The organism is Mycobacterium sp. Aquia_213 (assembly GCF_026625985.1).
GTDB lineage: Bacteria > Actinomycetota > Actinomycetes > Mycobacteriales > Mycobacteriaceae > Mycobacterium.
In genome coordinates this window covers 2539107-2565018 of sequence record NZ_CP113116.1, presented here as the reverse complement: position 1 = coordinate 2565018, position 25912 = coordinate 2539107, and the positions used below count along the sequence as shown (strand labels likewise).

Genomic DNA, 25912 nt, shown 5'->3' with positions numbered 1-25912 from the left:
AGCGGACTGCTTGACGCGCTACGAGAGGACAGGTCATGAGTACATCCGGGTACGTCCGCTTTTTTGAGCAGTTTGGCATCGACGATGTGTCACTCGTCGGCGGAAAGAACGCGTCGCTGGGCGAGATGTTCCAGAAGCTGTCCGGGCAGGGCGTACGCGTCCCACACGGATTCGCCATCACCGCCCAGGCCTATCGCTACATGTTGGACAAGGCTGGCGCCTGGGACCGTCTCCATGCCGAACTCGACGAGCTCGACCCCGCCGACGTCGCCGCGCTGGCGCGCAAAGGCAAGCGCGCCCGTGAGATCGTGTACGGCGCCGGGCTTCCCGAGGATCTGGCCGCCGAGATTCTGGAGGCCTACGGCAAGCTTCAGCAGGAGTACGGCGAGGAGGTAAGTCTCGCTGTGCGGAGCTCGGCGACCGCCGAGGACCTGCCGACGGCGAGCTTTGCCGGCCAACAGGATTCGTATCTCAACATCAAGGGCGAAGAGAGTCTGCTCGACACGTGCCGCCGGTGTTTTGCCAGTCTGTTCACTGATCGCGCCATTCATTACCGAATCGATCAGGGCTTCGACCACTTCAAGGTCTCTCTGTCGATCGGCGTGATGAAAATGGTGCGCTCCGATATCTCTTCGTCGGGCGTGATGTTCTCCATCGACACCGAGTCGGGCTTTCGCGACGCCGTCTTCGTGACGGGCGCTTACGGCCTTGGCGAGAATGTGGTTCAGGGTGCCGTCGACCCGGACGAGTTCTACGTCCACAAGCCGACCTATCTCGCCGGCCACCGCGCCGTGTTGCGCCGCCTCATCGGTGACAAGGCCGTGAAGATGATCCTCGTCGAGGGCGAGACGAAGAACACCACGCGAAACGTCCCCACACCAAAGGCCGATCGAGCTCGGTTTTGTCTCACCGATTCCGACGTCCTGGAGCTGGCCGGTTACGCGTGCACCATCGAGGCGCACTACGGGCGGCCGATGGACATGGAGTGGGCTAAGGACGGTCTGGACGGAAAGCTCTACATCGTCCAGGCTCGCCCGGAAACGGTGGCCTCCCAACACAGCACGACGGCGCTGGAGTCCTATGCGCTCGAAGGCCGCGGCGAAGTACTCACCGAGGGGCGCTCGGTCGGCGAGAAGATCGCCTCGGGTGCGGTCAAACGGATCGAGAAACTCACGCAGCTAGACGAATTCGAGCCCGGGCAGGTGCTTGTCGCCGACACCACCACGCCGGACTGGGAGCCGGTCATGAAGACCGCCGCAGCGATCGTCACCAATCGCGGCGGTCGCACTTGCCACGCGTCGATCATCGCCCGCGAACTCGGCATACCCGCCGTGGTCGGCACCGGAGACGCAACCACGTGCGTGCCCGATGGCGCCGTCGTGACAGTGTCGTGCGCCGAGGGCGACACGGGCCGCGTGTACCGGGGTGCGATCGGCTTCCATGTGGACCGCACCGAGGTGGCGGATCTGGCGCGGCCGCGAACCCAGATCATGATCAATCTCGGGAACCCCGACCTCGCCTTCAAGACGTCGTTCCTGCCGAACGACGGAGTGGGACTCGCTCGGATGGAGTTCATCATCAGCGAGTACATCCGGGTTCACCCGCTAGCCCTGCTGCACCCCGATAAGGTCGACGACGCCGAGGCGCGTCGGACGATCGACCGGCTCACGCAGGGCTATCCCGACGGGAGCGCGTTCTTCGTGGAACGCCTTTCCGAAGGGATCGGCACGATTGCCGCCGCCTTCTGGCCCAAGCCCGTTGTGGTGCGGATGTCGGACTTCAAGACCAACGAGTACGCGAGCCTGATCGGCGGAGCAGCCTTCGAGCCCTCGGAGAGCAACCCGATGATCGGCTTCCGCGGTGCCTCGCGCTACGCGCATCCCACCTACGCCGAGGGTTTCGCGCTCGAGTGCCGCGCGATGCGACGTGTGCGCGACGAGATGGGCCTGACAAACGTGATTCTGATGCTCCCGTTCGTGCGTCGAATCGTCGAGGCAGACCTCGTCCTGCAGACGATGGCCGACCTCGGTCTGCGCCGGGGCGAGAACGGGCTCAAGGTGTACGCGATGTGCGAGATCCCCAACAACGTGATCCTGATCGATGAATTCGCCAAGCGCTTCGACGGCTTCTCGATCGGCTCCAACGACCTTACTCAACTCACCCTCGGCGTCGACCGTGACAGCGAGATCGTGGCCTTCGACTATGACGAACGCGACGAGGGCGTCAAGGAGATGATTCGCCTGGCCGTTGAGGGCTGCCGCCGCAACGGAATCCACTCGGGCCTGTGTGGGCAAGCGCCTTCGGACTACCCCGACATGGCCGAGTTCTTGGTCCGGCTCGGCATCGAGTCGATAAGCCTGAACCCCGATACGGTGATCAAGACCACCCGCCAGGTCCTCGAGGTGGAAAAACAGCTCGTGCCGGCTCGATGAGCAGTGGCGCGTTCCATCGACCCGCGCCCGGACCTTCGAAGGGCCTGCTCGCGGTACCGGTCGGCGCCGACGGGACCACCCGCGAGCGCTGGACTACGTCAGCGCGCTACAACAAGCAGACAGCAGCGACTACCCGATACCCTGAGTGACAGGGTGGTGCAGCAACGATGACTTCCGGTATCGCGACGATTCTCAATCGGCATGAGCCAGACCGCACTAGGCTCATTGACATCTTGTGGGATGTGCAACGCGAATTCGGCTACATTTCAGCCGAATCCGCCGCCGGGATTGCCGATTGGCTCGAGCTGTCCGTCGAAGATGTTCTGGAGACCGCGACGTTTTACCATTTCTTCCACACCACACCGTCGGGGCGTCATCGGATTTATCTGAGCAACACCGTCATCGCGAAAATGCATGGCTACCAACAGGTTTATGACGCATTGGAACTCGCCACCGAGACACGATTCGGCGGGCTCGGCTCTGCCGATTTCGGGCTGTTTGAAACCGCGTGCATCGGGTTGAGTGACCACGAACCGGCGATGCTCATCGACGATGTCGTGTTCACCGACCTGACACCGGCTTCGGTCGGCGAGATCATCGAGGGACTGAGAAGGGGTGACTCGCCGGCGCAGATCGCCAATCCGGCTGGCCTGCCACGCGACGACGTGGCGTATGTCGATGCGCTGACACGCACCACCGTTCATACGTCGGGACCGGTGTTCTTTTGCGGTGGAACCGATTACAGCGCGTTGTGGCACCGCTGCCTCGCGATGACCCCCGAGAACGTGATCGCCACCATCACCGAGTCCGGGCTGCGGGGGCTGGGCGGCGCGGGTTTCCCCACCGGGAACAAGTGGAATTTCTGCCGCGCAGCCACCGGCGCCGAGAAGTACATCATCTGCAACGCCGACGAGGGCGAGCCCGGGACCTTCAAGGACCGGGCGTTGCTGACCTACTCTCCCAAGCAGGTATTCGTGGGCATGGCGATCGCGGCCCACGGCGTCGGCGCCCGGCACGGCATCCTCTACCTTCGCGCGGAGTACGCGTATCTGCGCGACTACCTCACACGGCAGCTGACGGAGCTACGCGAGGGTGGAGTACTCGACGACGGGTTCGACATCCGCATCCAGTTGGGTGCCGGGGCCTACATCTGCGGCGACGAAACCGCGCTGCTCGAGTCCTGTGAGGGTAAACGGGGAACGCCGCGACTCAAGCCGCCCTTCCCGGTCGAGCACGGTTTCCTGGGCAAGCCGACGGTGGTCAACAACGTCGAGACATTCGCCGCGGCCACCCGGATCATGCTGGAAGGTGCCGGGTGGTTCGCGGCAATGGGGGTACCAGGGTCAACCGGCACCCGGCTGCTCAGCGTCGCCGGCGACTGCGCCGCGCCCGGGATCTATGAGACGGAGTGGGGGGTCACGTTGCGCGAGGTGCTCGGCATGGTCGGCGCCGACAACCCCCGGGCCGTACAGATCAGCGGTCCTTCCGGCGAGATGCTCTCGGTGGCCGCCGACGCCGACCGCAGGCTCGCCTATGACGATCTGTCCTGCAACGGCTCCTTCATGGTGTTCAACCACGAACGCGACCTGATCGACATCGTTGCGGACTTCATGCAGTTCTTCGTCGACGAGTCCTGCGGCATTTGTGTGCCCTGTCGTGCGGGCAATGTGATGCTGCAGCAGAAGGTCGGCCTGGTAGCCGCGGGTCGGGCCGTCCGATCCGATCTCGACGACATGGTTGCCTGGGGTGGGATCGTCGCTAAAACCAGCCGATGCGGACTCGGTGCCACCTCGCCCAATCCGATCCTGACCACGCTGAAGAAGTTCCCGGAAATCTATTCGGCCCGACTTCGTGAGCGCAACGGCAACCTGCTGCCGTCCTTCGACTCGGCGGCTGAGCTGACCGGTTATGCCCAAGCCGTTGCCGCGCTCGCACCACAGGAGTCGCCGTGAGCGTCCGGATCGAGATCGACGGCACAACCGTCACCTGCGAGGAGGGCGCGACGCTCGTCGATGTCGCCGCCGAGGCGGGGGTCTACATCCCCACCCTGTGCTATCTGCCCGAACATCCCGTCCTGGGCACCTGCCGGGTGTGTTCGGTCAAGGTCAACGGCGCGGTCACCCCCGCCTGCGCGGTCAAGGTCAGCGACGGGATGCGAGTGGAGGTCAATGACCCCGAGACCACCGACGCGCGTAAGGCACTGGTGGAGATGCTGTTCGCCGAGGGCAACCACAACTGCCCCAGCTGTGAGAAGTCCGGCCGGTGCACGCTGCAGGCGGTCGGCTACGAGGTGCACATGACGGTGTCCCGTTTCCCCTACCAGTTCCCCGAGCGGGTTGCCGCACACGCGGCGGACAAAATCTGGCTCGAGCGCGACCGCTGCATCTTCTGCCAGCGTTGTGTGGAGTTCGTCCGGGATCACGAGACCGGCAAGAAGATTTTCAGCATCAGCGGCCGCGGCGCGGATGCCCGCATCGAGATCGATGTCGAACTGGCCAACAAGATGCCCCCCGAACAAGTCCGCGAGGCCGTCGACATCTGTCCCGTGGGAACGATACTCGAAAAAGGGGCGGGTTATGACGAGCCAATCGGCGAGCGGCTTTACGAAGTCGAGTCGGTGAAGGACCGGGCACTGGAACCATCACGGAGGCAACGAAAGTGACGACGCCGGAAACCAATGAGGTTGCATCGCACGAACTTCCGGCCACCCCGCTCGACCCGGAACTGGCCGCCAAGCGCGCCGGGAAGATCAAGGTCTCGATGATCAGCCTGTGCGGCTGCTGGGGATGCAGCCTGTCGTTGCTCGACATCGACGAGCGGATGATCGACCTGCTGGACAAAATCACCATACTGCGATCATCGTTCACCGACATCAAGCGCATCCCGGAGCGGTGCGCGATCGGATTCATCGAGGGCGGGGTCGCCAACGAGGACAATATCGAGACGCTGCGGCACTTCAGGGACAACTGCGACGTTCTGATCTCGGTCGGCGCCTGCGCGATCTGGGGTGGTGTCCCGGCGCTGCGTAACCTGGTGGGGCTCAAGGATTGTCTGGCGGAGGCCTACACGAACTCCCCGACGGCGCCGCCCGCCGCCAGCCCGGTGGTGCCCCATGACCGTCGGATTCCCATTCTGACCAACAACGTCTACCCGTGCCACGAGGTCGTACAGATGGACTACTTCATCCCCGGCTGCCCGCCGGAGGCGGACGCGATCCTCGACGTCCTGGAGGACCTTGTCAACGGACGTCCCGTGAATCTGCCCAAGTCCCTCAACCGTTTCGACTGATCGGGGAATGTCCGGTATGGCGAAAACACTCGTAATCGATCCGGTCACCCGAATCGAGGGACACGGAAGGGTGGTCATCGAACTCGATGACGACCACAACGTCATCGACGCCAGGCTGCACGTGGTGGAGTTCCGCGGCTACGAGAAGTTCATTCAGGGCCACCCGTACTGGGAAGCACCAGTTCTGATGCAGCGGATCTGTGGGATCTGCTTCGTCAGCCACCACCTTGGCGGGGCCAAGGCCCTCGACGACATGATCGGCGTCGGGCCGGCGTCGGGCACGAGTCTCACCCCGACCGCAATCAAGATGCGCCGGCTGGGTCACTACGCACAGATGCTGCAATCACACGTCACCGCCTACTTCTATCTGGTGGTACCGGAGATGTTGTTCGGGATCGACGCCGCGCCCGCGCAGCGCAACTTAATCGGACTGATCGAGGCCAACCCCGATCTCATGAGACGTGTTGTCCGGCTGCGTAAGTGGGGCCAGGAGGTCATCGCCGCCGTCTTCGGAAAGCGCATGCACGGCCTTTCCGCGGTGCCCGGCGGCGTGAACAAAAGCCTCATAGCGGGCGACGTGAACCGCTTGCTGCGCGGCGAGGACCGATTGTCCTCCATCGACGAGGTCATCGACGACGCTCAGCTGGGTCTGCAGATGTTCTACGACTTCCATGACGAGCACCGCGCCCAAGTCGACGGCTTCGCCAATGTGCCGGCGCTCAACATGTGTCTGGTGGACGATGACGGCAACGTCGACTACTACGATGGGCGGCTCAGGGTCGTCGACGAGCAGAAGAAGCTCATCCGCGAGTTCGATTACCGCGACTATCTCGAGCACTTCTCCGAGGGTGTCGAGAAGTGGACCTACATGAAGTTCCCTTACCTCACCGACCTCGGCCGCGACGCCGGGTCGGTGCGGGTGGGCCCGCTGGCCCGGCTCAACGTCACCCAATCCTTGTCGACCCCAATCGCCGCCGAAGCGCTGGAGAAGTTCCACGCCTACACCGGTGGACGCGCCAACAATATGACGCTGCACACCAATTGGGCGCGCACCATCGAAATCATCCACGCCGCCGAGGTGATCAAGAGCTTGCTCAACGACCCCGACCTGCAAAAGGATGACCTCGTGGTGTCACCCGGTGCGGATGCCTGGACCGGAGAGGGGGTCGGGGTGGTGGAAGCCCCGCGGGGCAGCCTGCTGCACCACTACCGCGCCGATCGCGAAGGCAATATCACCTTCGCCAACCTGATCGTGGCCACCACCCAGAACAACCAGGTGCTCAACCGGACGGTACGCAGTGTCGCCGAGGACTATCTCGGCGGCCAGGCTGAGATCACCGAGGGCATGATGAATGCCATCGAGGTGGGGATCCGCGCCTACGATCCCTGCCTGAGCTGCGCCACCCACGCCCTGGGGCAGATGCCTTTGGTCGTCACCGTTGTCGACTCGCAGGGGCGGGTGCTCGATGAGCGCGTGCGCTGAACCCGACTGTGTCACTCTTGGGCTGTTCGACAACCCCACGTCGCTGATCTACGGCATCGGCAACGCCGGACGTCAGGACGACGGGTTGGGCTGGGCCTTCATCGACCGGCTCGAGCAAATCCATCCTCGGCCTCGCGCACGCCTGCGCCGTACCTATCAGCTGAGCCTCGAAGACGCCGATCTGATCAGCCGATTTACGCGAGTGTTGTTCGTGGACGCCACGAAAGACCTTGCGGTCAAATCGTTCACCGTGAGCTGTCCGGAGCCGAAGCTAGACTTCAGCTTCACCTCGCACGCAATCTCGGTGCCGGCAATCCTGGCGACCACCCAGCAGTGCTTCGAAACCGTTCCCCACGCCTACTTGCTCGCGATCCGCGGCTACGAATGGGAACTCCAGCAGGGACTGACCAGCGCTGCGGAATACAACCTCAGTCACTCACTGGGGTTCTTGTCGAGACCGCGGTAGCGCCGGCTGCAACCCATATCGAGTGGGCGCCGTGACGAGCTGGCTTGCAGCGGCGTTGCGGCATTCATCTCCCCGTCAGCCTTGAAACGCTACCTGTTCATGTCGTCGGTCTTCGATGAAGGTGATGCCACCGGCATCGCAGAATTCAGGAGGGGTTGATGTTCCTCCGCAACATGACGATCACTGCCGTGGTCGCTATTTCTGCGACCTGGCTGACAGGGTGTGGAAGCACCAGCGGCGGTGGCGCTGCCAGCAGCACCCAGCAGGGCCTAGCGGGCCAGATTTGCGGCCAGCAGGCGGCCGCCAAGCCCGGTTACCCGAGGACGATCCCCAAGATCGACGGCGGTGCGAACAGGTTGTCAGGCGCCGGGTCGACGTTCGTCGCGCCGGCCATGTCGGTGTGGACCAAGAACTACTCACAATCCGATGGGGTGCAGGTCGCCTATCAGCCCATCGGGTCGGGGGGCGGTGTGCAGCAGATCGTCGCCGGCACAGTCGACTTCGGCGCATCCGACACCCCGATGAAGGACGGCGAGCTGGCCGCCGCGAAATTCGGCGCGATCCTGCACATCCCTTTGACATTGGGCGCCGTCGTACCCACCTACAACGTGAAGGGCGTCCAAACCGGTCTGAAGTTCGACGGTGACACGTTGGGCAAGATCTTCGCCGGGAAGATCACCAAATGGAACGACCCTGCGCTCGTCGCGCTGAATCCAGGCACCACCCTGCCTGACCAGCCGATCGCGGTGGCCCATCGTTCGGATGGCTCCGGCACAACCGCGGTTTGGACGGATTTTCTGACCAAGGAAAGCCCGACCTGGGTGCAGACCCTCGGCGGCCCCGATAGGAGCTTCGGCAAGGACATCGCGTGGCCGGTGGGCATCGGCGGCAAGGGCAATGAGGGAGTTTCCGGGGTGATCAACCAGACCGACGGAAGCATCGGCTACGTCGAGTTGGCCTACGTGCTGGCGCAGAACCTCAATTACGGCGTCGTGAAAAACAAGGCGGGCAACTTCATTCAGCCCTGCGTAGCCACCATCACCGCGGGCACCCAAGGCATCGCTTACCCACCAGACCTGCGGGTGAGCCTGACCGACGGGTCCGATCCGAACGCCTACCCGATCACCGGCACCGTCTACGGGTTGGTGTACCAGAACCAGACCGACGCGGCGAAGGCAAAGGCGCTGGTCAACTTTTTCTCCTGGACCCTGTCTAGCGGACAGGACGATGCTGCCAGCGTCAACTACGCGCCGCTGGGCAAGGATCTGCAGGGTTTGGCAATGGGCATGGTTCAAAAGATCACCCTCAACGGCGGCCCGGTCACGAAATGAGCCGGAACGCCCCCAGGGGGAAGTTTTGACCGCGGAAGTCCTGTCCCCGCCCGACACGTCGGAACCATCATCGGACGGCCGGTTCATCGACGGGGTGTTCGGACGGCTGATGGCCGCCGCGGCGCTGACCGTGATCGCGGTCTTGGTAGCTACCGCTGTGTTCCTTCTGATAAGGGCGTGGCCGGCACTGTCGCACTACGGGCCGCTGAGTTTCTTCCACGCCCGATGGGCGCCATCGGAAGCAGTTGCGACTTTATCCGAGCCGAATCCTTACGGGATCTTGCAGTTCGTCTACGGGACCGTGGTGACCTCGCTGGTCGCGATGGTGATCGCGGTGCCGGTTGCGATCGCGGTGGCCCTCTACATCACCAATCTGTCGCCGGCGGTACTTCGCCGACCGTTGTCGTCGTTGGTCGACCTGCTCGCGGCGATCCCAAGCGTGGTCTACGGCTTTTGGGGGGTGTTCGCGCTGATCCCCGCGCTGGGACCGATCGGTCGCGGATTGACGTCGGTGTCGGACATCCCGGTGATCGGCTGGTTGTTCCAGGGCCCATTTTTCGGATATTCCGTGTTCGCGGCCGGCGTCGTCCTCGCGATCATGGTGCTGCCCATCGTCACCGCCATTTGTCGGGAAGTTTTCGACACCGCACCGGCTGCCGAAAAAGAGGCAGCGCTGGCGGTGGGCGCCACCAAGTGGGAGATGATGCGCATCGCGGTGTTGCCGCGGTCGCGTTCGGGGATCATCGGCGCTGCGATCCTGGGTCTAGGCCGCGCGTTCGGCGAAACGATCGCGGTCACCATGCTGATCGGCAACAACGTGTTGACTATCCCGCACGGGATAATGCGCGCGGGATCCACCATGCCGAGCGTCATCGCCAATGAGTTCACCGAAGCCAACCAGCCCTTTCATCTGGATTCACTATTCGTGGTGGCGTTCGCGCTGCTGTTGTTGTCCTTGCTGGTCAACGTGATCGGCAAGCGCATCGTCGGCCGGGTGTCGGAGCACATCGCATGAGTACGACGACCGAAAAAGAGCCGTTGGAGGGACTGTCCGAGGTCGACGCGATGCCCGGCGAGCGCCGCCGTCAGATCACCAACTTGTTCATGCACGCCGTGCTGCTACTGGTGATGATCGGCACCGTCGGCGTGCTGGTCTGGGTGCTGGTCTACGTCGCCGGTCAGGGACTGAGGTACCTGGGCCCGGAGTTCCTCACCCAGACCCCACCCGGCAATCCCGGCCAGCCGGGCGGAGGTTTCCTCAACGGCATCATCGGAAGCCTCATCGTTACCGGCATCGCGACGCTGCTGTCGATGCCCCTCGGTATCGCTGCAGCGATCTACCTGGTCGAATACGGAGGCCAACTGGCAAGGGTGACACGCTTTCTGACCGACATCCTGGTCGGCGTGCCAACGATCGTGACCGGAGCGCTGGTCTATGCGATGTGGGTGGTGTTCTTCGGATTTTCTGGCATAGCCGGAGGAATAGCCCTCGGACTGGTCATGCTGCCGCTGGTGATTCGCTCGACCGAAGAAATGCTGCGGCTCGTGCCCCGCGAACTGCGCGAAGCCTCCCTCGCATTGGGCGCCAGCAAAGCAGGCACCATTGTGTCGATTGTTTTGCCCGCTGCCAGTTCCGGAATTATCACCGGCGTCATGCTCGCGTTCGCGCGCGCCATGGGAGAAACGGCGCCGCTGCTGCTGACCGCGCTCGGCAATGACTTGTTCGTCGAACTCAATCCAACGAAGCGCATGTCGACACTGTCCTTACAGATCTTCGGTAACGCCATCACCGGATACAAAGCCGCCCAGGCCCGTGCGTGGGCAGGAGCGCTCACGCTAGTGGTGATAGTCCTGCTATTCACCGTGGCGGCCCGATGGATCGCCGGCCGGACCAGCGTTGGTCGCGGACATGTGGTCGAACCTAGAGCATGAGCAATCGGCCGGGTCTGAACGCGAACGACATCACAGGAGGATCGCGTGACACAAGACATCAACATGACAACGGACGACGCGGCGATCGGGAGTCCCGAACACACCGCCCCGCCAGCGCCCGCCGCGACGGAAGCGGCGAGGGAACCTGGCCAACGCAGGGGCGCGAAACGGGTGGAAGTCCGGGATCTCAACATTTACTACGGCTCCTTCAAGGCGGTGGCCGACCTCGACATGACGGTCAATCCTCGAAGCGTCACCGCGCTGATAGGACCATCCGGGTGCGGCAAATCCACCGTGTTGCGGGCGCTGAACCGTCTGCACGAGACCATCCCGGGGGGCCGGGTGGAAGGATCGGTGTTGCTCGACGGCTGGGACATCTACGGTGCGGGGGTCGGCGCGGTTGGTGTACGCCGCATTGTCGGGATGGTCTTCCAGCGACCAAACCCCTTTCCCACCATGTCGATTCGCGACAATGTGCTCGCCGGATTGAAACTGCAAGGAATGCACAAGAAGCGAAGTCTCGATGAGCTCGCCGAACGGTCGTTGCGCGGGGCAAGCCTATGGAACGAGGTCAAAGATCGGCTGGACGCGCCCGGCGGCGGCCTATCCGGTGGCCAGCAGCAGCGGCTGTGCATCGCACGGGCGATTGCCGTCTCACCCAGTGTGTTGCTAATGGACGAACCCTGTTCCGCGCTTGACCCCATCTCGACGCTGGCCATCGAGGAATTGATTGCTGAGCTCAAAAAGGACTACACGATCGTCATCGTTACCCACAACATGCAGCAGGCCGCTCGCGTCAGTGATCAGACCGCGTTCTTCAACCTGGAGGCCACCGGCAAACCCGGACGGTTGGTGGAAATCAACAACACCGAGAAGATTTTCTCCACGCCTGACCAAAAGGCCACCGAGGACTACATTTCCGGCCGGTTTGGCTGACCTGCCTGACCATCGATGCGACCTGCTGCGGTCGAGTACCGTGGCGCTGTGTACCGCGTCGAGCTTCCCGCGATCTGATGGACCGCGCAAATACCGCAGGCCCGGTCCGCAATCTGGCGGCAGATTACTACCGCGTCTCGGGCGTGATCCTGATCGTGCTCGGGCACTGGCTGGCCGGCTCCGTGACCTACCACGACGGACAATTCGGACGACAGAATCCGCTCGTCGACATGCCCTGGACACAGTGGCTGACGTGGCCGTTCCAGGCGGTCCCGGTGTTCTTCCTGGTGGCGGGTTATGCGGGCGCGGTGTCCTGGACGCATCACCGCGAAAGCGGTGCGGTGTCGCGCCAGGCCTGGCTGCGGCGTCGGCTCGCCCGGGTTCTGGGCCCGACGGTGGTGTACGTCGCGCTGGTGTCAGCGGTCGTGGTGGCTGCGGCGGCGTACGGCGTCGGCGCTTCGCTACTCGAATACGCGGGCTGGGCGGTGGCGATGCACCTGTGGTTTCTCGCGGTATACGTGTTGGTGGTGTCGTTGACTCCGATTGCGATTGCCGCACAACGCCGTTGGGGGCTTTGGGTGCCGGCAGCGATCGCCGTGGCGGTTACCGTGGTCGACACCATGTTGAAGCAGGGCCCCCTGCACGACCTCGGTTGGCTGAACTACCTGTTGTGCTGGGGAACGCTTTATCAGCTCGGAATCGCTTGGCATGGTGGGCTATTGGGCGGCCGTAGGCCCCTGCTGCTGGCCGCCGGATCCGGGGCAGCGCTGGCACTGCTGATCTGGCTGGCCGGGTATCCGGTCAGCATGATCGGCATTCCCGGTGAGGCCGTGCAGAACACCTCACCGCCGACGGTGGCCATGCTGGCGTTCGGATGCGCGCAGGCCGGACTAGCGATGGCGGCCGCACCCGCGCTCAACCGCATCCTTCGCGCGGGCCCGATCCGGCGCGTGCTCGCCGTTGGCAACAACAACGTGATGGCCCTTTATCTGTGGCACATGATTCCCGTCGTGATCGTGGCGGTCGTCGGCTACCCGGCCGGCTTGATTCCGCAGCCGGCGGAGGGCACGGCGGCATGGTGGCTGGGGCGGCTGGAATGGATTGCCATCCTCGGGCTGGTCGCGGCGGTCTTGCTGGTGTTGTTGTGGTGGGGACGACGCCTGTTCGCCGCACCACTCCCCTTACTCGGCATCCCGCTCCCCGAGCGCTGGGGCGAACCGATCATGCTGGTGGGTGCCGTGCTGGCGGCATATGGCCTGGAGTTCGTCGCCGCCGACGGGTTCGCCCCGGACGGGCGCTTTCCGTGGGTGACCGCTGCGGTCTTTGCCGTCGGGGTGGCGCTGGTGGCGATTCGCCCCAAGCAGGTCAGCCCGCGACCCGCCGCGCCCGCGCATACGACCGGGTGAGCTCCTAAAGGCCCGCGTTTTGCATTAATAGTATGGGTAGCCTAACCTAATGCGCGGATAGGAGGGCTTGCCCGTGACACTTGCGTTGCCGATTGATCCGCACGCCGATGCTTCTCGGCGTGCGTGGCTACCCTGCCCCAATTGCGGCTGGGGCCGCGACAAGTGTGCGGAGTGCCGCAGCAGCCGCAATTGCGGTTCGCATTGGCAGTATCTGTTGAGCAATCACGCGATGCGGGTGCACCTCCAATGCCCGGGCTGTGCAACCCTGTGGTCAATCGACACCCGTAATCGCTGACGCTCGCTTCACATCGTCCGTTGACTGAGCTGAATTACCCACGGCCACAACACGTTTTCGAGATCGTCGACACCATGGATCACGCGGACGATGACGGAAAATCGACGACTATCGCGTATTCATCGACGTGACACCGATTTACGTGTGATCAAGCGGCTCAGGCCTCGGCGAACGCGTCGGGCAGCGGGCGCCGGCAGACCTCGTGGGCCTCGTCGGCACCGAGCCCGAACAGGCGCAGTACGTTTTCGGTGACGGTGTCGGCGGCCCGCGCGTCGTCGCGGCCCGGGTCGTCGCGCAGCAGCTTGCCGAGTCCCAGCAGCGCACCGCCGGCCATGGCGAGAGCGAGTTCCGGGTCGTCGACATTGAACCTGCCCGCATCGACACCGGCCTTGATATCGCGCAGCGCGCGCGGAGCCAGCCCACGATCGGACGACAGCAATGCCGGTCCGTGCGCCAGCAGGATCTCGCTCTCCTGAGGGCGCTGCCGAAATAACCGACCGGTCAGCCGGAAACTGGCGGCGAAGGTTTCGGCCGGATCGTCGATCGATTCGGTGAGCCGGTCCAGCATCGCCCCGTGGGCGTCCAGCACGTCGGCGACCGCGGCCTCGAACAACTGCTCCTTGGTGTCGAAGTGGTTGTAAAAGGAGCCCATCCCGACGTCGGCGGCGCGGGTGATTTCGAGAACCGGAACGTTGAGTCTTCCCTCGGCGATCAACCGCTGTGCGGCCTTGATCAGCGCCGCCCGGGTGCGCTGTTTGCGCCGCTCCAAGCGATTGGGCGGATCTGCTTCGTCGGGCATCGCGCTCATCTCAACGAGTATGCATCACTTTTGAGGATTTCGTCAGAAACCTTGACCGGACGTTGTCCCGTATGTGACGATTTCGTCAGTTATGTTTTCTCAAGCCAAGCACACGCACCGGGACCTGCACAGCGAGCAGGGCGCACTCCCCGGCGAACACACCGGCCGGTCCCGAAATCCGGTGATCAGGGTCGTCGACATCGCGTGGCTGGAATTCGAGAAGCCGGACCTGCCCCGCTCCGAGGCATTCGCGCGGGCTTTCGGGTTTCAGGCGGCGCAACGTGGTCCGGACGAAATTCAGCTGCGCGGCACCCAGGCGGGTGCACCGTGCGTGATCGTGCGGCACGGGCAGCGAACGCGATTCACCTGCGCGGCCTTTCGGGCCGGCGGCGAAGCCGACGTGTTGCGACTGGCCGAAGCATGCGGTACCCGCGCGCGGCCGCTGCCGGAGAACCTCGGCGGCCTGTCGGTCGACCTGATCGACCCCGCCGGGATGGCGGTACGCGTCGTGGCCGGTACGCACGAGCTGCCGGAACTGCCGAGTCAGCAGGCCCACACGTTCAACTTCGGGGAACACCCGCTACGTCTCAACACCGCTCAGCGTCCGGCACGCGTACCCGCTCGGGTGCAGCGTCTGGGCCACCTGGTGGTGCAGACGACGAAGTACCTCGAAACCCTGAATTGGTATCTGGACAACCTGGGCATGGTCGTCAGCGACTTCCTGTTTTTCCCCGGTCAGCGCAAACGAGGACCGACGATGAGCTTCATCCGCTGCGATCAAGGTTCGACGCCCGCCGATCACCACACGCTAGCGCTGGCTTTGGGCCCGGCGAACCGTTACGTCCATTCGGCTTTTCAGGTAAGCGATCTCGATGCGCTGGCGGCGGGCGGCGAATACCTGCAAGAGCGCGGCTACTTTCGGTCCTGGGGAATCGGCAGGCACATCCAGGGCAGTCAGATATTCGACTACTGGCGCGATCCCGACGGCTTTCTGGTCGAGCACTTCGCCGACGGGGACCTGTTCGACAACACCGTCGAGCCCGGCTGGGCACCCTTCAGCGCCTCCGGCCTGGCCCAGTGGGGTCCGGCAGCGACCAAAGACTTCCTCGGAACCGACCTGAAATCGGCTCGCCACGAACTGGTTTCGATGTTCACCGCTCTTCGCGCCAACAACGAGTTCGATATCAACCGCGTCGTCGGCCTACTGAAAGTACCCACATCATGACCATTTCCGTACTGCGCACTGCTGACGCCTGGTGGCTCAAGACCGAAACCGGCGCGGCAAGGATCGACACCACCGCGACGACGACCGGCGCGCTGCTGTCGGATCGCGCGGCCATCGACGCGGCCGCAAGCGCGGATACCGTTGCGATTGACGACCTCACGTTGCTGTCGCCGGTAACCCGACCATGCCGAGTAGTGGCTCAAATGACCAACTTTGAGTCGCACGTCAGGGACGCGGGCATGGATCCCGCCTCGGTACCGCTGACCTTCTTCCGCAAGGCCTCGGCGTCGATCAACGGCCCGTTCGACGACATCGTCAAACCCCCACACGTCCAGCTGCTCGACTACGAGGTGGAGATCGGGATGGTGATCGGACGCGCAATTCCGGTCGGCACAACCATTTCCGACGCGAACCTAGCCGAGTTCATCGCGGGGCTGGTCGTCACCAACGACGTTTCCGCCCGCGACGTCCAGCTTCCACAAACCCAGTTCTACGAGGCCAAGTCGTATCCGACGTTCACCCCGGTCGGTCCGGAGCTGGTGTTGCTGACGGCCGAAGAGCTCGCTCGCTTCGGCGATCTGCGGCTGCGCCTGCGCGTCAGTGGCGTCGAACGGCAGAACGCGCTCGTCGATCCAGACATGTTGTATCGGCCGCTGCAGGCGCTGCAGTCACTCACTCAATTCCAGGAACTCGCACCCGGCGACTTGGTGCTCACCGGTACTCCCGCGGGCACCGCGCTCAGCGCCCCGCCCAAGCCCCTGGCCATGATCGGAAACCTGTTGCCGACCTCGCTCAAATGGAAGGTGTTCTTCAGCCGTCAGGCCGGCAACCCGAATTATCTACAGCATGGGGACATCGTGGAGGCGTCGGTAGCCACCGATGACGGCGCCATCGACCTCGGCACACAGCGCAACGCCATCCGATTCAGATGAACCCCAAGGCTATTCGCCGCATCCCCGTCGTCATCGTCGGTGCGGGGCCGACCGGCATCACCGCCGCCACCCTGTTGGCGCAATACGGAGTGGACAGCCTGGTCCTCGATCGCTGGCCCGGCGTCTACCAACAACCGCGCGCCGTACACCTCGACGACGAGATCTACCGCGTGATCGCCCGGCTCGGCATCGCCGATGAGTTCGCGGCCATTTCACGGCCGACACTGGGCTTGCGATTGCTCGACGATCGATTCCGCGTCCTGGCCGAATTCACCCGCGACACCTCCCGCAGCCGCAACGGCTTCCCGCAGGCCAACATGTTCGACCAGCCGGAGTTGGAGAGCCTGCTGAGGGCAAACCTGAAGCGCCACCCGCGCGCCCAGCTGCGCGGCGACGCCGAGGTTACCGATGTGACCGACACCGGAGAATACGTGCGCGTCACCTTCACCGACCGCACCGACCGCACCGTGCACCAGGTGGACACCGATTACCTGCTGGGTTGCGACGGAGCCAACAGCCTGGTGCGCACCCAAATGGGCTCGACTATAAGAGATTTGAACTTCGAACAACGCTGGCTCGTTGTCGACGTCGCCACCGACGCCGACTTGCGCCAGTGGGAAGGTGTGCATCAGGTATGCGACCCGGTTCGCGCGGGGACCTACATGCGCATCGGAACGGCGCGATACCGCTGGGAGTTTCAGTTGCTGTCCGGCGAATATGCCGATGACTTCGCCACTTTGACCGCCTTGCGTCCGCTGATCAGGCCCTGGACTGCCGGTGTCGAGGACCGCGAACTGACGCTGCTGCGTGTCACGGAGTACACGTTTCGCGCCCAGATCGCCCAGCGGTGGCGCCGCGGAAACATCTTCATCCTCGGCGACGCGGCGCACCTCACTCCCCCGTTCATCGGCCAGGGCATGGGGGCTGGGATGCGTGACGCGATGAATCTCGCCTGGAAGATTGCCGGGGTTCAGCACGGCACCCTTGCCCCGGCCGTTCTGGATAGCTATGAGCAGGAGCGCAAGCCGCACACCAGAAGCCTGATTCGGTTGGCGCTCAACGTCGGTCGTGCGATGACCGGCGGTGCCCGGGTGGGCAACGCGCTGCGCCGCGTGGTGTTGCCCCGGGTGCGGCTGATCCCGGGCCTGCGCGACAAGGTCGTCGACTCCACCACACCGGCGTTGCCGTCGTCGGCTCTGGTGTGCAGATCACGCCGACCCGGCCACCTCGGCGGCACCCTGTGCCCGAACCCGCGGCTGCCCGATGGTCAACGGCTCGATGACGTGCTGGGAACGGGTTTCGCCCTGATCACCACCCGCAGCCCGGGCGGTGCCGACGAAGCCGCCTTGCGGCAGCGCGGCGTCGTCGTACTGGTGACCCAGCCGGGCGACGCCCTCGCGCGCTGGCTGCGCGACGGCCGCGCCACCGGCGCGCTGGTCCGCCCCGATCGGACGGTCATGCGCGCCGGGAGCGACGTCTCCGCGCTGTGCACCTGGGCAGCCGGCGTCGTTGCCGGGCCGTTCGACCAGGCCGCTACGTCGGTCGCGCGACGATGACCGGGACTTGCACCGAATGCAGCACGGTGTTGCTGACCGAGCCCAGGATCAGGCCGGTGAGACCGCCGCGGCCGTGACTACCCACGACCACCAGCTGCGCCTCGGTGGATTTCGCCTGCTGGATCAGCTGCTGGGCCGGCAGATCGCGGACCAGCAGTCGGCGCACCGTGACATCGGGATAGCGTTCCTGCCAGCCCGCCAAATTCTCGGCGAGACTGCGCTCGGCCTCGGCCTCGACCGCCTCCCAGTCGAATGCGGGAAGCCCCAGCACGGCGACATCGCTCCAGGCATGCAGTACCACCAGATCGACGCCGCGGCGAGACGCCTGGTCGAACGCGATCGCCGTGGCGAGTTCGGAGGCCGGTGAGCCGTCGATGCCCACCAGGACGGGGCCGTGCTGCGGGTCGGGCACGTCTTCGTCACGGATCACCGCGACCGGGCAGTTGGCGTGGCGCACCACGGTCGCACTGACCGAACCGAGCACACCGCGCGCCAGCAGCCCACGACCGGAGCTGCCGATCACGATCATCTCGGCGTCGTCGGACATCTTGATCAGGGCCAGCGCCGGAGTCGAATACGCGAATTCGTTCGTGATGGTGACCTTGCAGTCCGTGGGCATCGCCTCTTCGGCCAGCTTGTGCGCGTGCGCGAGTTGCTGGCGGCAGTCATCTTCCAACTTCACCAACAGCGAGTCGGGGTAGGGAACGGGCGGCCATGTCGAGGTGGGCGTCACCACCGCGTGGAACAGTGTCAGTGGGATGGTTCGCATCGCCGCATCGCGGGCCGCCCAGACGACGGCGGCGTTCGACGCGGGTGAGCCGTCGACCGCGACGACGATTCCGAGTTGTTTGACCGGTGCCGACATTTCGTACTCCTTTCGTCAGGAGTAACGCTATTGAGCGGCGGGGCGTCGGTCGTGAGGCTTTAGTCCCCAACCGCCGGGACAGAGGGCCTTCGGCTCGGCTAGCCGTGTTGGCCGTCCCGGAAGTTGGTGATCGCAGTAACGACCCCCGCAATGTCGTCCTCGCTGAGCTTCTCGCCCTCGAAGACGTGGTTGAGCAGCACTTTGAGGTCGACCATTTGTTGCAGATACACCAGACACGGCGGGCATTCGTCGAGATGCTTGGCTACGATCGGACCCCACTGGTCCGGATCCGAGTCGACCAGGTCGTCGACCAGTCGGACGAAATCGACGCAGTCGATCGCGGGAACTATGTTGTCGTGGAAGGTCATTGGCGGTACCACTTCTCTAGTTCATTGCGAAGGTTGCCCCGGGCGCGGTACAGAAGTGCGCGCTGCCCCTGCGCGGAGAGGTCAAGAATCTCGGCGGCCTCGTCGGCCGGGGTTCCGACGAGGTCACGCAGGATGATGAGTTGGCGCTGCCGTTCGGGCAGCGCGTCCAGCGCCGCCCGCAGGTAGCCGATGAGCTCCTGGGCCACGGTGCGGTCCTCCGGAAGAAAGCGCCGCGATGGTGGGAGACTCCAGTGACCGGCGTCGGGGTGGCCGGCGGGATGCATCCGGCCCGACAGTGGGTCGGTCTCGGTAGCGGCCAGCACCTCGTGGTCGCGGATCCGGGACTCGCGGCGCCGGTGCCGCGACGCGGTGTTCTTGACGATTCCGAATAACCAGGTGCCCACCGAGGAGCGGCCTTCGAAAGAAGCCGACGACTGCAAGACCTGCACCCATGCCTCCTGCACCGCTTCTTCGGCTACCGTCGCCGAATCCACCATCGTGCGAGCGAAATTCACCATCGGCCGATGAAAATCGCGAACCAGATTGGCCAGCGGAATCCCGCCGACCAGATGCGCAGTGTCCTCCGGTGGCATCGCCACCGGGGTCACGATCGGCCCGAACTCAAGCGCATCTTCCTAGTTCCCAGCGCAGTTGCGCCTCCGACGGCGACTGCACCGGGATGAACGCCGCCTCCCGGTAGCGACGACTGGCCGAAGTTCGGCTCGCATACCCCTTGCCGCCTGCGGTGCGGATTTCTAAATTGGCACTGGCACTGGATAATTCGGCGGCAGCAAGGCGCAGTGACAGCAGCTCCTTCTTCGTCGGCGACTTCGCCCCGCCGACCGCGCCGGCCAATTGAGCCAGCGTCGCCTCCGCCGCCACCAGCTTGTCCGAAATCGCGTCGACGTCGGCGGTGAACACCGAGTTGACTCCGGTCAGCCCGAGCTTGCTCTGCTCGACGGTGGTCCTGGTCAGCCCCAGGCACATCGCCGACTGCAGCACCAGAAAAGTCGGTCGCACCGTCTGCAGGAACGCATCAAAGTCCGTGGACAGCACCTGTTCCGAACTGACATGCGCGTTTTCCAACTTGAGATACGACGACGCGGTGCTTCCCATCGCCAACAGGTCGAAGTGATCACCGAGGACGACGCCCGGAGTATCCAGCCGCAGCGCCACGATCAACTTCTCGCCCGCATCGGTGCGCGCCGCGGTCACCATCGTCGAGTCGGGGTAGAGGTTGCTGGCCCACCGGATCGATCCGCTCAGCCGGTAGCCGCCGTCGACCGCTTCCGCGGTCAGATCCAGGCTGCCGCAGCCGGCCGCCTCCTTGAACGCCGAAGCCATTCCGGTCACCCCCAGCGTGGTTCCGGCAAGCACCGGCTGGGCCGCCGCGAGGCTGAAAGGCGTTGCGGCCGTGAGCAGATACTCCAGCGTCATTCGATTGGCCCACACCGAGAAGCCCGTGCTCATGCACTCTCCGGAGATGAGGCCGATGACATCGGCCATCTGCTGGAGCCGCCCGTCGGTGTTTCCGGGGGCGCCGAGGCCAAGCAGGCCGGCGGCACCCAGCCGGGTGAAGCTGCGGCGGGAGGTTTCCTCGCCGCGGTCCAGCGCGCTGGCGTGGGCACGAATGTCTGCCAGCAGCTCCGGATCGAGCCGCTCGACTGCGGCATCCACGGTTGCGGTCACGGCAGGCCTCCTGTTCGGTGTGTTTCCCGGGACTAGTCGACGACGAAAGTCGAGTCGACACTTGCCGGGCGGCGGAACGTGTTCACCACGGGCGACCAGGCGATGGCGTTGTCGTGGATTTGCTTGAGCGTCTCGTCGTCGGTATCTCCGGCCAACGCCACCTTGCAGCGGACCGCGGTGAAGCCGAGAACCTTGCCGTCGGGGGTGTCGCCGACTCCCCACACCGCGGAGATGTCGATGTCGCCTTCCATCTCCACCTCGATTTTGGTGAGTGTCACGCCGCGGTGCGTGGCATTGGCCAACAGGCCGACCGAGATGCAGGACCCCAGGGCGGCCAGGGCCGTCTCGGATGGATTCGGTGCGGAGTCGTCACCGAGCAGCGCGGGCGGCTCGCCGACGAGCAGCGGCGCGAGGTCGCGCACGTAGGTCATGTTGCGAAAGCCGGCCTCGCAAACCGTTGTGGCTTTCAGGGTCTTCTTGCCGGTGGTGGGGTCGGCCTTGGCATTACAGGACAGCCGGTCGAGCCCTTCCGCGTCGATGACGAGCGCGTCGGTCATGGAGTTCCTCCGTTTCTCGCTGATCTTGGTCTCCACACCGTTAGTGCTTGGCGGGCTCGGTTTGTGACGGCCGGCCCGATTCACTTAGCGCGACGACACCAGACATCACACGCCTGAAACGACGCGGCCACCGGTGGCCCGCGGCGAGCGGACAAGATTTGCTCAGCTGAACAGGCTTTGGGCGATGTAGTGGCCTTCCGAGGGAGCGGGCGGCACCGCGAAGATAGCTGATCCGATATGACGGATGTACTCGTTGAGCAGATCGTTGGCGCCGAGCCGGTTCTGCAAACGGATAAAATCTTGCGGATCTTTTTGATACGAAACGAACAGCAATCCGGCGTTGAGTTGGCCGTTCGGGTCCAGGCCGTCGGTGTAGTTGTAGGAGCGTCGACGGATCATGATGCCGTCGTTGTTTTCCCGGGCGGCCAGGCCGACGTGTGACAGCGGGTCGATCAGCGGTTCACCGTCGGCGCCTTTGGCGGTGAAGTTCGGCGTGTCGAATTCGGCCTTACCGCTCAGCGGCGCCCCTTCCTGCTTGGTACGGCCAAAGATCTTCTGCTGGTTGCCGACCCGGTCGACGTCCCACGTCTCCAGCAGCATCCGTATCTTGCGGACGACCTGATAGGTTCCGCCGTTCATCCACGGCTGGTCGCTGTTGTCGACCCAGACGAATCGTCCGTACTCCGCCTCGGAAGTGACATTGCGGGTACCGTCCTTGAATCCCAACAAGTTTCGCGGGGTCTGCTGACCGGGGCCGGCCGAGGCGCGCCCGAACCCCAGCACCGCCCAGAACGGCGACACGATATTGCGGCCGAGGCGGGCCAGATTGCGGACGGCGTGATAGCAGACCTGCGGGTCGTCGGCGCAGGCTTGCACCGACAGGTCGCCACCGTGCAGCCGCGGATCGAGGTTGTCGCCGTTGAGGGGGGGCAGATCGGTGAACACCGCCGGACGCCGCGCGGCAAGGCCGAACCGATCACCGAACAGCGACGGCCCCAACCCGATCGTGACAGTGAGACTGGCGGGGCTCAGCCCGTAAGCCTCCCCGGTATCGGTGGGGGGCTGCACCTCGACCTGCGGCTGAACCGTGCCGATGGGCTTACCCTGCTGCAGGACCGCGACCGCGGCCGACCAGCGTGCCAGCAGCGCTTGGAGATCGGCGCGAGCGGCGGCCGCAGCCAGCGAGAACGACATGAAGACGGCGTAACGCTGCGGGAGCGTGGCGATTCCGCCCTGATGGACCTGGCCGTAGAACGGATAGCTACGGCGCATGTCCACGACGTCGTCATCGTCGCCGCGGTGCGCGGTCGCGGACGCATAGCCGGCGAACCCGCCGCCGACGGCACCGACTGCGGTGCCGGTGAGACCGGCCAGCATCGCGCCGCCGAGCATCCGCCGCCGAGATACCGATGCGGCATCGGCCGGCGTCTCGGCGCTGTCGGCGGGTTCGGCCAGCTCGTCGTCAGCCATTGTCAGTTGGCGGAGACCACTTTTTGAGCGACGGTGGACAGGCTCTGGTGCAGCGGCTGAATCACCGCGGTCAGCTTCGGCGCATCGCTGGCCTGCAGCGCGGGAGTGTAGGTCCGGTAGCCGCCCAGCGCCGACGGGTCGCGATAGCCGTCCAGAACATTCAGTACCGCCCGGAACTGCTGGTCGATCTGATTGACCAGGTTTGCGTCGATCTTATCCAGCCCCGGTCGCAGCGAGGCGTAAGCCTGTTGTGCGCCTTCGACATTGCCCGAAAAGTCGACCAGGTCAATGTGACTGAACGCCTCTTCTTCGCCGGTGATCTTGGTGTTCTGCACCTCTTCGATCAAATCGCTTGCGCCGTTGGCCAAATCCTCCGGCTTGTATTGCAGGCTGGCGACCACGGTGGTCAATTTGCCGACATTACCCACCAATTCGGTGCTGAGGGCCTTGGTACCGGGGGTGATCGCGCCACCCTGCCAGAGGTCGCGTTCGATGGCGTGAAAACCCTTCCACCCGACTTTGGCATCCACGGGAGTCGACGCACGCATGTCGATCAGATAGTCCAGGCTGCCCGCGTTGTCTCCGACCGCGAAGCCCGGCAGGACGAAGCCCTCGACGCTGGATTCCGCACGCTCGTAGAACAATCGGGCCTTGGCGTAGGCCGCCTTCGAGGCGTCGAGATTGCCCGACTGGATCGCGGCGTCGAGCGCCTTCACGCCGTCACCGAGCTGGCCGATCTGATTGACGATGTAGGCCGCGTAGTCCTTGGTGCCCTGACTGAGGATGCTCGCCACCGTGCCCGTCGGCCCCGCCGGGGCCTGGCCCGTCACCGTCAAAGTTTGATATTCGGTGCTCGCGCCGGGGCAATACAGCTGATACGAACCGCCATCCAGGGTGATGGTGAACGACACCGGATCCAGGCCGGGCGCGAGGTTCTCCTTCTCCCCCACGATGCGCTGATCCCGCAGCAATTCCATCTCGGTGATGCCCGGCGCGCTGGCGTTGACCACGGTGAACGTCACCGGCCCGGCCGGCACGCTGGTCGTGTCCAGGGCGCAGCCGTCCTTTCCGCCGCTGTTAGCCATCGTCACCTTGACCGCCTTGGTTCCGCCGCTCTTCGACGGGCTAGACGGGCTCGAGGAGCCGTTCGAGTGGCTGCACGCAGTCGCGGCGAACACGGTGACCGCGACCAAAAGCGGTGCGGTCAACCATAATTCACGAGACCGCGAGCTTGTCCGGACGGTGAGATTCGCTATCACTCGTTTTCCTCTCCTGTTCGGCTCGCGCGTCGCCGCGCATGGAGATTATGGCGCCAACGGCACAAGCCAGCGCAAGGCAGGCTAGCGCCAGGGGAAGCCAGACATTCCAGAGCTGCCGCTCCCCACGTTTCCGGTCGCTCGCGACGATCTCGGCCGCGGTCGAGTGGTTGTCGGCATCGGACGTGGCCCAGTCCGTCGGTAGGGCGCCGAGACTGACGGTCTTGGCCCCGGTCAACCCACCGCCGGTCAGAATCGCCGTGCGGTTGCTCGCCGCTTGCGCGCTGACCACTGAATCGCCGTGTGTGAGCACGGTATACACGGTGGTCGTCGCCCATTGCCCGTGAAACGGCCCCGGAGTGCGGCCAACCGCGAGACCGACCGGCAGCCGTCCCCCCGTCATGCTGAGCAACTGATCCAACGTGACTGCCGGCGCACCATCGGCGCCGGCGGCCTCGGACGTCTGCCATTCCTGTACCGGCAGGCCGTCGACGGTTTGGTCGCCTGCCGGGATAAGCGGGATGCTGCGGACGCCCGAGGCGCCCGCCGATGCGACGGTCAGCTCGCGTCCGTGCGGCCCGGTCACGATCGACACCTGCGCGGTGTGGCCGGACCGGTCCGTAACAGTGCGAGCCCGCGCGGCCGGTGCGGTGCTGCCGGCGGGTACCGCGATCGCCAGCGCCGCCGCGCCTATAAGCAGCACCGCCGAGGTGGCCAGCAGCAGCCGGCAGCGGGCTCGCGGCGTCGCGGCGAGGCGCGAAGGCCACAGGAAGGCGACGAGCACGGGCACCGCGTACAGCACCCAGCCCAGCACCTCGATGAGGCGAGGGTCGGTGGGTATGCCGAACACGCCGGCGAGCAACGCGCCCAGCACGGACTGGCTCGGTATCCAGGCCGAGAAGTCGAGCACCTGGCGCTGGCCGATGGTCAGCCAGCCCGCCTCGTGTGCGGTACGCAGCGCGCCCAGCACGAGTCCGGCGGCGATCAGCACCAGGAACACCCCGGTCACCCGGAAGAAGCGCCCCAGATTGAGCTTCAGACCACCGAAGTACAGACCGATGCCGAGCAGGATCGACGCCCCGATCCCTACCGCGCCGCCCAGCACGGCAAACCACCGGTTGCCGTGGGAGGTCTGCGCGGCCGCCAGCAGGAACACCGACGTCTCGAAGCCCTCCTTGAGGACGGCGAGAAACGCCATCACCACGAGAGCCAGCGCACCGCCACGGTTGAGTGCCTGTTGGGCTTCACGTTCGAGTTCGCCCTTGAGCCGCATGGCATTGCGGTTCATCCAGATGATCATCGAAGTCACAAACACCACGGCAATGGCGTTGATGACCGTCTCCATCATCTCCTGCTGGGCCTGGGGCAGTGTCGCCGAGACCAGATCCAGGGCGACGCCCACCGCGACGCTGATCAGCACTGCCAAGGCGACGCCGGCAAACATCGGGCGGGTCGACTGCCCATTTCGCTTGAGGAAAGCGGCGACGATGCTCACGATGAGCGTCGCCTCCAGGCCTTCGCGCAGGCCGATGAGGAACGTGCCGAGGAAAACGCCGAATACGCCCTGCATGCGTCCGATTCCCATCCCGTGCATCGGGACGTTCGACTTAGCCTACCCTAACTTTC

Annotated in this window: 23 protein-coding genes; 14 read left to right on the top strand and 9 right to left on the bottom strand. The window is 64.7% G+C overall.

Going from position 1 to position 25912, the window contains the following annotated elements; translation table 11 throughout:
• Nucleotides 1–35: 35 nt before the first annotated feature.
• From ppsA to LMQ14_RS11945, 11 genes are all read left to right on the top strand, one after another.
• Nucleotides 36–2432 carry a phosphoenolpyruvate synthase gene (gene ppsA, locus LMQ14_RS11995; RefSeq protein ID WP_267734929.1) on the top strand — a complete coding sequence of 799 codons (2397 nt, stop codon included), beginning with the start codon at nucleotides 36–38 and terminating at the stop codon, nucleotides 2430–2432.
• A gap of 167 nt (nucleotides 2433–2599) precedes the next feature.
• Nucleotides 2600–4384 carry an NAD(P)H-dependent oxidoreductase subunit E gene (locus tag LMQ14_RS11990; RefSeq protein ID WP_267734928.1) on the top strand — a complete coding sequence of 595 codons (1785 nt, stop codon included), beginning with the start codon at nucleotides 2600–2602 and terminating at the stop codon, nucleotides 4382–4384.
• Nucleotides 4381–5094, top strand: coding sequence for a 2Fe-2S iron-sulfur cluster-binding protein (locus LMQ14_RS11985; RefSeq protein ID WP_267734927.1), 714 nt, complete (start codon nucleotides 4381–4383; stop codon nucleotides 5092–5094). The genes LMQ14_RS11990 and LMQ14_RS11985 overlap by 4 nt, the downstream gene beginning before the upstream one ends.
• On the top strand, nucleotides 5091–5720 hold the full coding sequence (locus LMQ14_RS11980; protein WP_267734926.1) for an NADP oxidoreductase: 630 nt from the start codon (nucleotides 5091–5093) through the stop codon (nucleotides 5718–5720). The genes LMQ14_RS11985 and LMQ14_RS11980 overlap by 4 nt, the downstream gene beginning before the upstream one ends.
• A gap of 16 nt (nucleotides 5721–5736) precedes the next feature.
• On the top strand, nucleotides 5737–7203 hold the full coding sequence (locus tag LMQ14_RS11975) for a Ni/Fe hydrogenase subunit alpha (RefSeq protein ID WP_267734925.1): 1467 nt from the start codon (nucleotides 5737–5739) through the stop codon (nucleotides 7201–7203).
• Nucleotides 7187–7669 (top strand): hydrogenase maturation protease, encoded by a 483-nt coding sequence (locus LMQ14_RS11970; protein WP_267734924.1) that lies wholly within the window; start codon nucleotides 7187–7189, stop codon nucleotides 7667–7669. Before LMQ14_RS11975 ends, LMQ14_RS11970 begins: the two co-directional genes overlap by 17 nt.
• Nucleotides 7670–7827: 158 nt before the next feature.
• Nucleotides 7828–9000 (top strand): phosphate ABC transporter substrate-binding protein PstS, encoded by a 1173-nt coding sequence (pstS, locus tag LMQ14_RS11965; RefSeq protein WP_267734923.1) that lies wholly within the window; start codon nucleotides 7828–7830, stop codon nucleotides 8998–9000.
• A 25-nt stretch (nucleotides 9001–9025) separates the two neighbouring features.
• Complete coding sequence (pstC, locus tag LMQ14_RS11960) at nucleotides 9026–10015, top strand: phosphate ABC transporter permease subunit PstC (protein WP_267734922.1); 990 nt, start codon at nucleotides 9026–9028, stop codon at nucleotides 10013–10015.
• 50 nt (nucleotides 10016–10065) lie between these two features.
• Nucleotides 10066–10932: a phosphate ABC transporter permease PstA gene (pstA, locus tag LMQ14_RS11955; RefSeq protein WP_267734921.1), complete on the top strand. Its 867-nt coding sequence runs from the start codon at nucleotides 10066–10068 to the stop codon at nucleotides 10930–10932.
• Nucleotides 10933–11103: 171 nt separating this feature from the next.
• Nucleotides 11104–11868 (top strand): phosphate ABC transporter ATP-binding protein PstB, encoded by a 765-nt coding sequence (pstB, locus tag LMQ14_RS11950; RefSeq protein ID WP_267735471.1) that lies wholly within the window; start codon nucleotides 11104–11106, stop codon nucleotides 11866–11868.
• A gap of 77 nt (nucleotides 11869–11945) precedes the next feature.
• Nucleotides 11946–13274, top strand: a complete 1329-nt coding sequence (locus LMQ14_RS11945) for an acyltransferase family protein (protein ID WP_267734920.1) — start codon at nucleotides 11946–11948, stop codon at nucleotides 13272–13274.
• A 452-nt stretch (nucleotides 13275–13726) separates the two neighbouring features.
• Here the strand turns inward: LMQ14_RS11945 and LMQ14_RS11940 are convergent, their stop codons facing one another.
• Entirely contained in the window at nucleotides 13727–14377 is a 651-nt protein-coding gene (locus LMQ14_RS11940) for a TetR/AcrR family transcriptional regulator (protein ID WP_267734919.1), read from the bottom strand.
• 82 nt (nucleotides 14378–14459) lie between these two features.
• On the opposite strand from LMQ14_RS11940, the gene LMQ14_RS11935 reads away from it, so the two are divergent.
• Genes LMQ14_RS11935 through LMQ14_RS11925 form a run of 3 tightly spaced genes read left to right on the top strand, consistent with a single transcriptional unit; the run spans nucleotide 14460 to nucleotide 18081 of the window.
• On the top strand, nucleotides 14460–15593 hold the full coding sequence (locus tag LMQ14_RS11935) for a VOC family protein (protein WP_267734918.1): 1134 nt from the start codon (nucleotides 14460–14462) through the stop codon (nucleotides 15591–15593).
• On the top strand, nucleotides 15590–16525 hold the full coding sequence (locus LMQ14_RS11930; protein ID WP_267734917.1) for a fumarylacetoacetate hydrolase family protein: 936 nt from the start codon (nucleotides 15590–15592) through the stop codon (nucleotides 16523–16525). Before LMQ14_RS11935 ends, LMQ14_RS11930 begins: the two co-directional genes overlap by 4 nt.
• Nucleotides 16522–18081 (top strand): bifunctional 3-(3-hydroxy-phenyl)propionate/3-hydroxycinnamic acid hydroxylase, encoded by a 1560-nt coding sequence (locus LMQ14_RS11925; protein ID WP_267734916.1) that lies wholly within the window; start codon nucleotides 16522–16524, stop codon nucleotides 18079–18081. The genes LMQ14_RS11930 and LMQ14_RS11925 overlap by 4 nt, the downstream gene beginning before the upstream one ends.
• Here LMQ14_RS11925 and LMQ14_RS11920 read toward each other — a convergent pair.
• The 8 genes from LMQ14_RS11920 to efeU all read right to left on the bottom strand — a co-directional run bounded on the left by LMQ14_RS11920 (nucleotide 18059) and on the right by efeU (nucleotide 25856).
• On the bottom strand, nucleotides 18059–18946 hold the full coding sequence (locus LMQ14_RS11920; RefSeq protein WP_267734915.1) for a universal stress protein: 888 nt from the start codon (nucleotides 18944–18946) through the stop codon (nucleotides 18059–18061). The two genes, LMQ14_RS11925 and LMQ14_RS11920, sit on opposite strands and share 23 nt — an antisense overlap.
• A gap of 98 nt (nucleotides 18947–19044) precedes the next feature.
• Entirely contained in the window at nucleotides 19045–19314 is a 270-nt protein-coding gene (locus LMQ14_RS11915; protein ID WP_267734914.1) for a hypothetical protein, read from the bottom strand.
• Nucleotides 19311–19925, bottom strand: a complete 615-nt coding sequence (locus LMQ14_RS11910; RefSeq protein ID WP_267735470.1) for an RNA polymerase sigma factor — start codon at nucleotides 19923–19925, stop codon at nucleotides 19311–19313. The genes LMQ14_RS11915 and LMQ14_RS11910 overlap by 4 nt, the downstream gene beginning before the upstream one ends.
• Nucleotides 19926–19935: 10 nt before the next feature.
• Nucleotides 19936–21003 (bottom strand): acyl-CoA dehydrogenase family protein, encoded by a 1068-nt coding sequence (locus LMQ14_RS11905; protein WP_267734913.1) that lies wholly within the window; start codon nucleotides 21001–21003, stop codon nucleotides 19936–19938.
• A 32-nt stretch (nucleotides 21004–21035) separates the two neighbouring features.
• Complete coding sequence (locus LMQ14_RS11900; RefSeq protein ID WP_267734912.1) at nucleotides 21036–21560, bottom strand: OsmC family protein; 525 nt, start codon at nucleotides 21558–21560, stop codon at nucleotides 21036–21038.
• 162 nt (nucleotides 21561–21722) lie between these two features.
• On the bottom strand, nucleotides 21723–23030 hold the full coding sequence (gene efeB, locus LMQ14_RS11895; protein ID WP_267734911.1) for an iron uptake transporter deferrochelatase/peroxidase subunit: 1308 nt from the start codon (nucleotides 23028–23030) through the stop codon (nucleotides 21723–21725).
• A 2-nt stretch (nucleotides 23031–23032) separates the two neighbouring features.
• Entirely contained in the window at nucleotides 23033–24208 is a 1176-nt protein-coding gene (efeO, locus tag LMQ14_RS11890; RefSeq protein WP_267735469.1) for an iron uptake system protein EfeO, read from the bottom strand.
• A 37-nt stretch (nucleotides 24209–24245) separates the two neighbouring features.
• Nucleotides 24246–25856 carry an iron uptake transporter permease EfeU gene (efeU, locus tag LMQ14_RS11885; RefSeq protein ID WP_267734910.1) on the bottom strand — a complete coding sequence of 537 codons (1611 nt, stop codon included), beginning with the start codon at nucleotides 25854–25856 and terminating at the stop codon, nucleotides 24246–24248.
• Between the last annotated feature and the right edge of the window lie 56 nt (nucleotides 25857–25912).

What these genes read in the sequence shown, in the direction of transcription:
- ppsA (WP_267734929.1), top strand. Translation starts at nt 36, where the DNA reads ATGAGTACATCCGGGTACGTCCGCTTTTTTGAGCAGTTTGGCATCGAC.
- LMQ14_RS11990 (WP_267734928.1), top strand. Translation starts at nt 2,600, where the DNA reads ATGACTTCCGGTATCGCGACGATTCTCAATCGGCATGAGCCAGACCGC.
- LMQ14_RS11975 (WP_267734925.1), top strand. Translation starts at nt 5,737, where the DNA reads ATGGCGAAAACACTCGTAATCGATCCGGTCACCCGAATCGAGGGACAC.
- LMQ14_RS11970 (WP_267734924.1), top strand. Translation starts at nt 7,187, where the DNA reads ATGAGCGCGTGCGCTGAACCCGACTGTGTCACTCTTGGGCTGTTCGAC.
- pstS (WP_267734923.1), top strand. Translation starts at nt 7,828, where the DNA reads ATGTTCCTCCGCAACATGACGATCACTGCCGTGGTCGCTATTTCTGCG.
- pstA (WP_267734921.1), top strand. Translation starts at nt 10,066, where the DNA reads ATGCCCGGCGAGCGCCGCCGTCAGATCACCAACTTGTTCATGCACGCC.
- LMQ14_RS11945 (WP_267734920.1), top strand. Translation starts at nt 11,946, where the DNA reads ATGGACCGCGCAAATACCGCAGGCCCGGTCCGCAATCTGGCGGCAGAT.
- LMQ14_RS11940 (WP_267734919.1), bottom strand. Translation starts at nt 14,377, where the DNA reads ATGAGCGCGATGCCCGACGAAGCAGATCCGCCCAATCGCTTGGAGCGG.
- LMQ14_RS11935 (WP_267734918.1), top strand. Translation starts at nt 14,460, where the DNA reads ATGTTTTCTCAAGCCAAGCACACGCACCGGGACCTGCACAGCGAGCAG.
- LMQ14_RS11930 (WP_267734917.1), top strand. Translation starts at nt 15,590, where the DNA reads ATGACCATTTCCGTACTGCGCACTGCTGACGCCTGGTGGCTCAAGACC.
- LMQ14_RS11925 (WP_267734916.1), top strand. Translation starts at nt 16,522, where the DNA reads ATGAACCCCAAGGCTATTCGCCGCATCCCCGTCGTCATCGTCGGTGCG.
- LMQ14_RS11920 (WP_267734915.1), bottom strand. Translation starts at nt 18,946, where the DNA reads ATGTCGGCACCGGTCAAACAACTCGGAATCGTCGTCGCGGTCGACGGC.
- LMQ14_RS11915 (WP_267734914.1), bottom strand. Translation starts at nt 19,314, where the DNA reads ATGACCTTCCACGACAACATAGTTCCCGCGATCGACTGCGTCGATTTC.
- LMQ14_RS11900 (WP_267734912.1), bottom strand. Translation starts at nt 21,560, where the DNA reads ATGACCGACGCGCTCGTCATCGACGCGGAAGGGCTCGACCGGCTGTCC.
- efeB (WP_267734911.1), bottom strand. Translation starts at nt 23,030, where the DNA reads ATGGCTGACGACGAGCTGGCCGAACCCGCCGACAGCGCCGAGACGCCG.
- efeU (WP_267734910.1), bottom strand. Translation starts at nt 25,856, where the DNA reads ATGCAGGGCGTATTCGGCGTTTTCCTCGGCACGTTCCTCATCGGCCTG.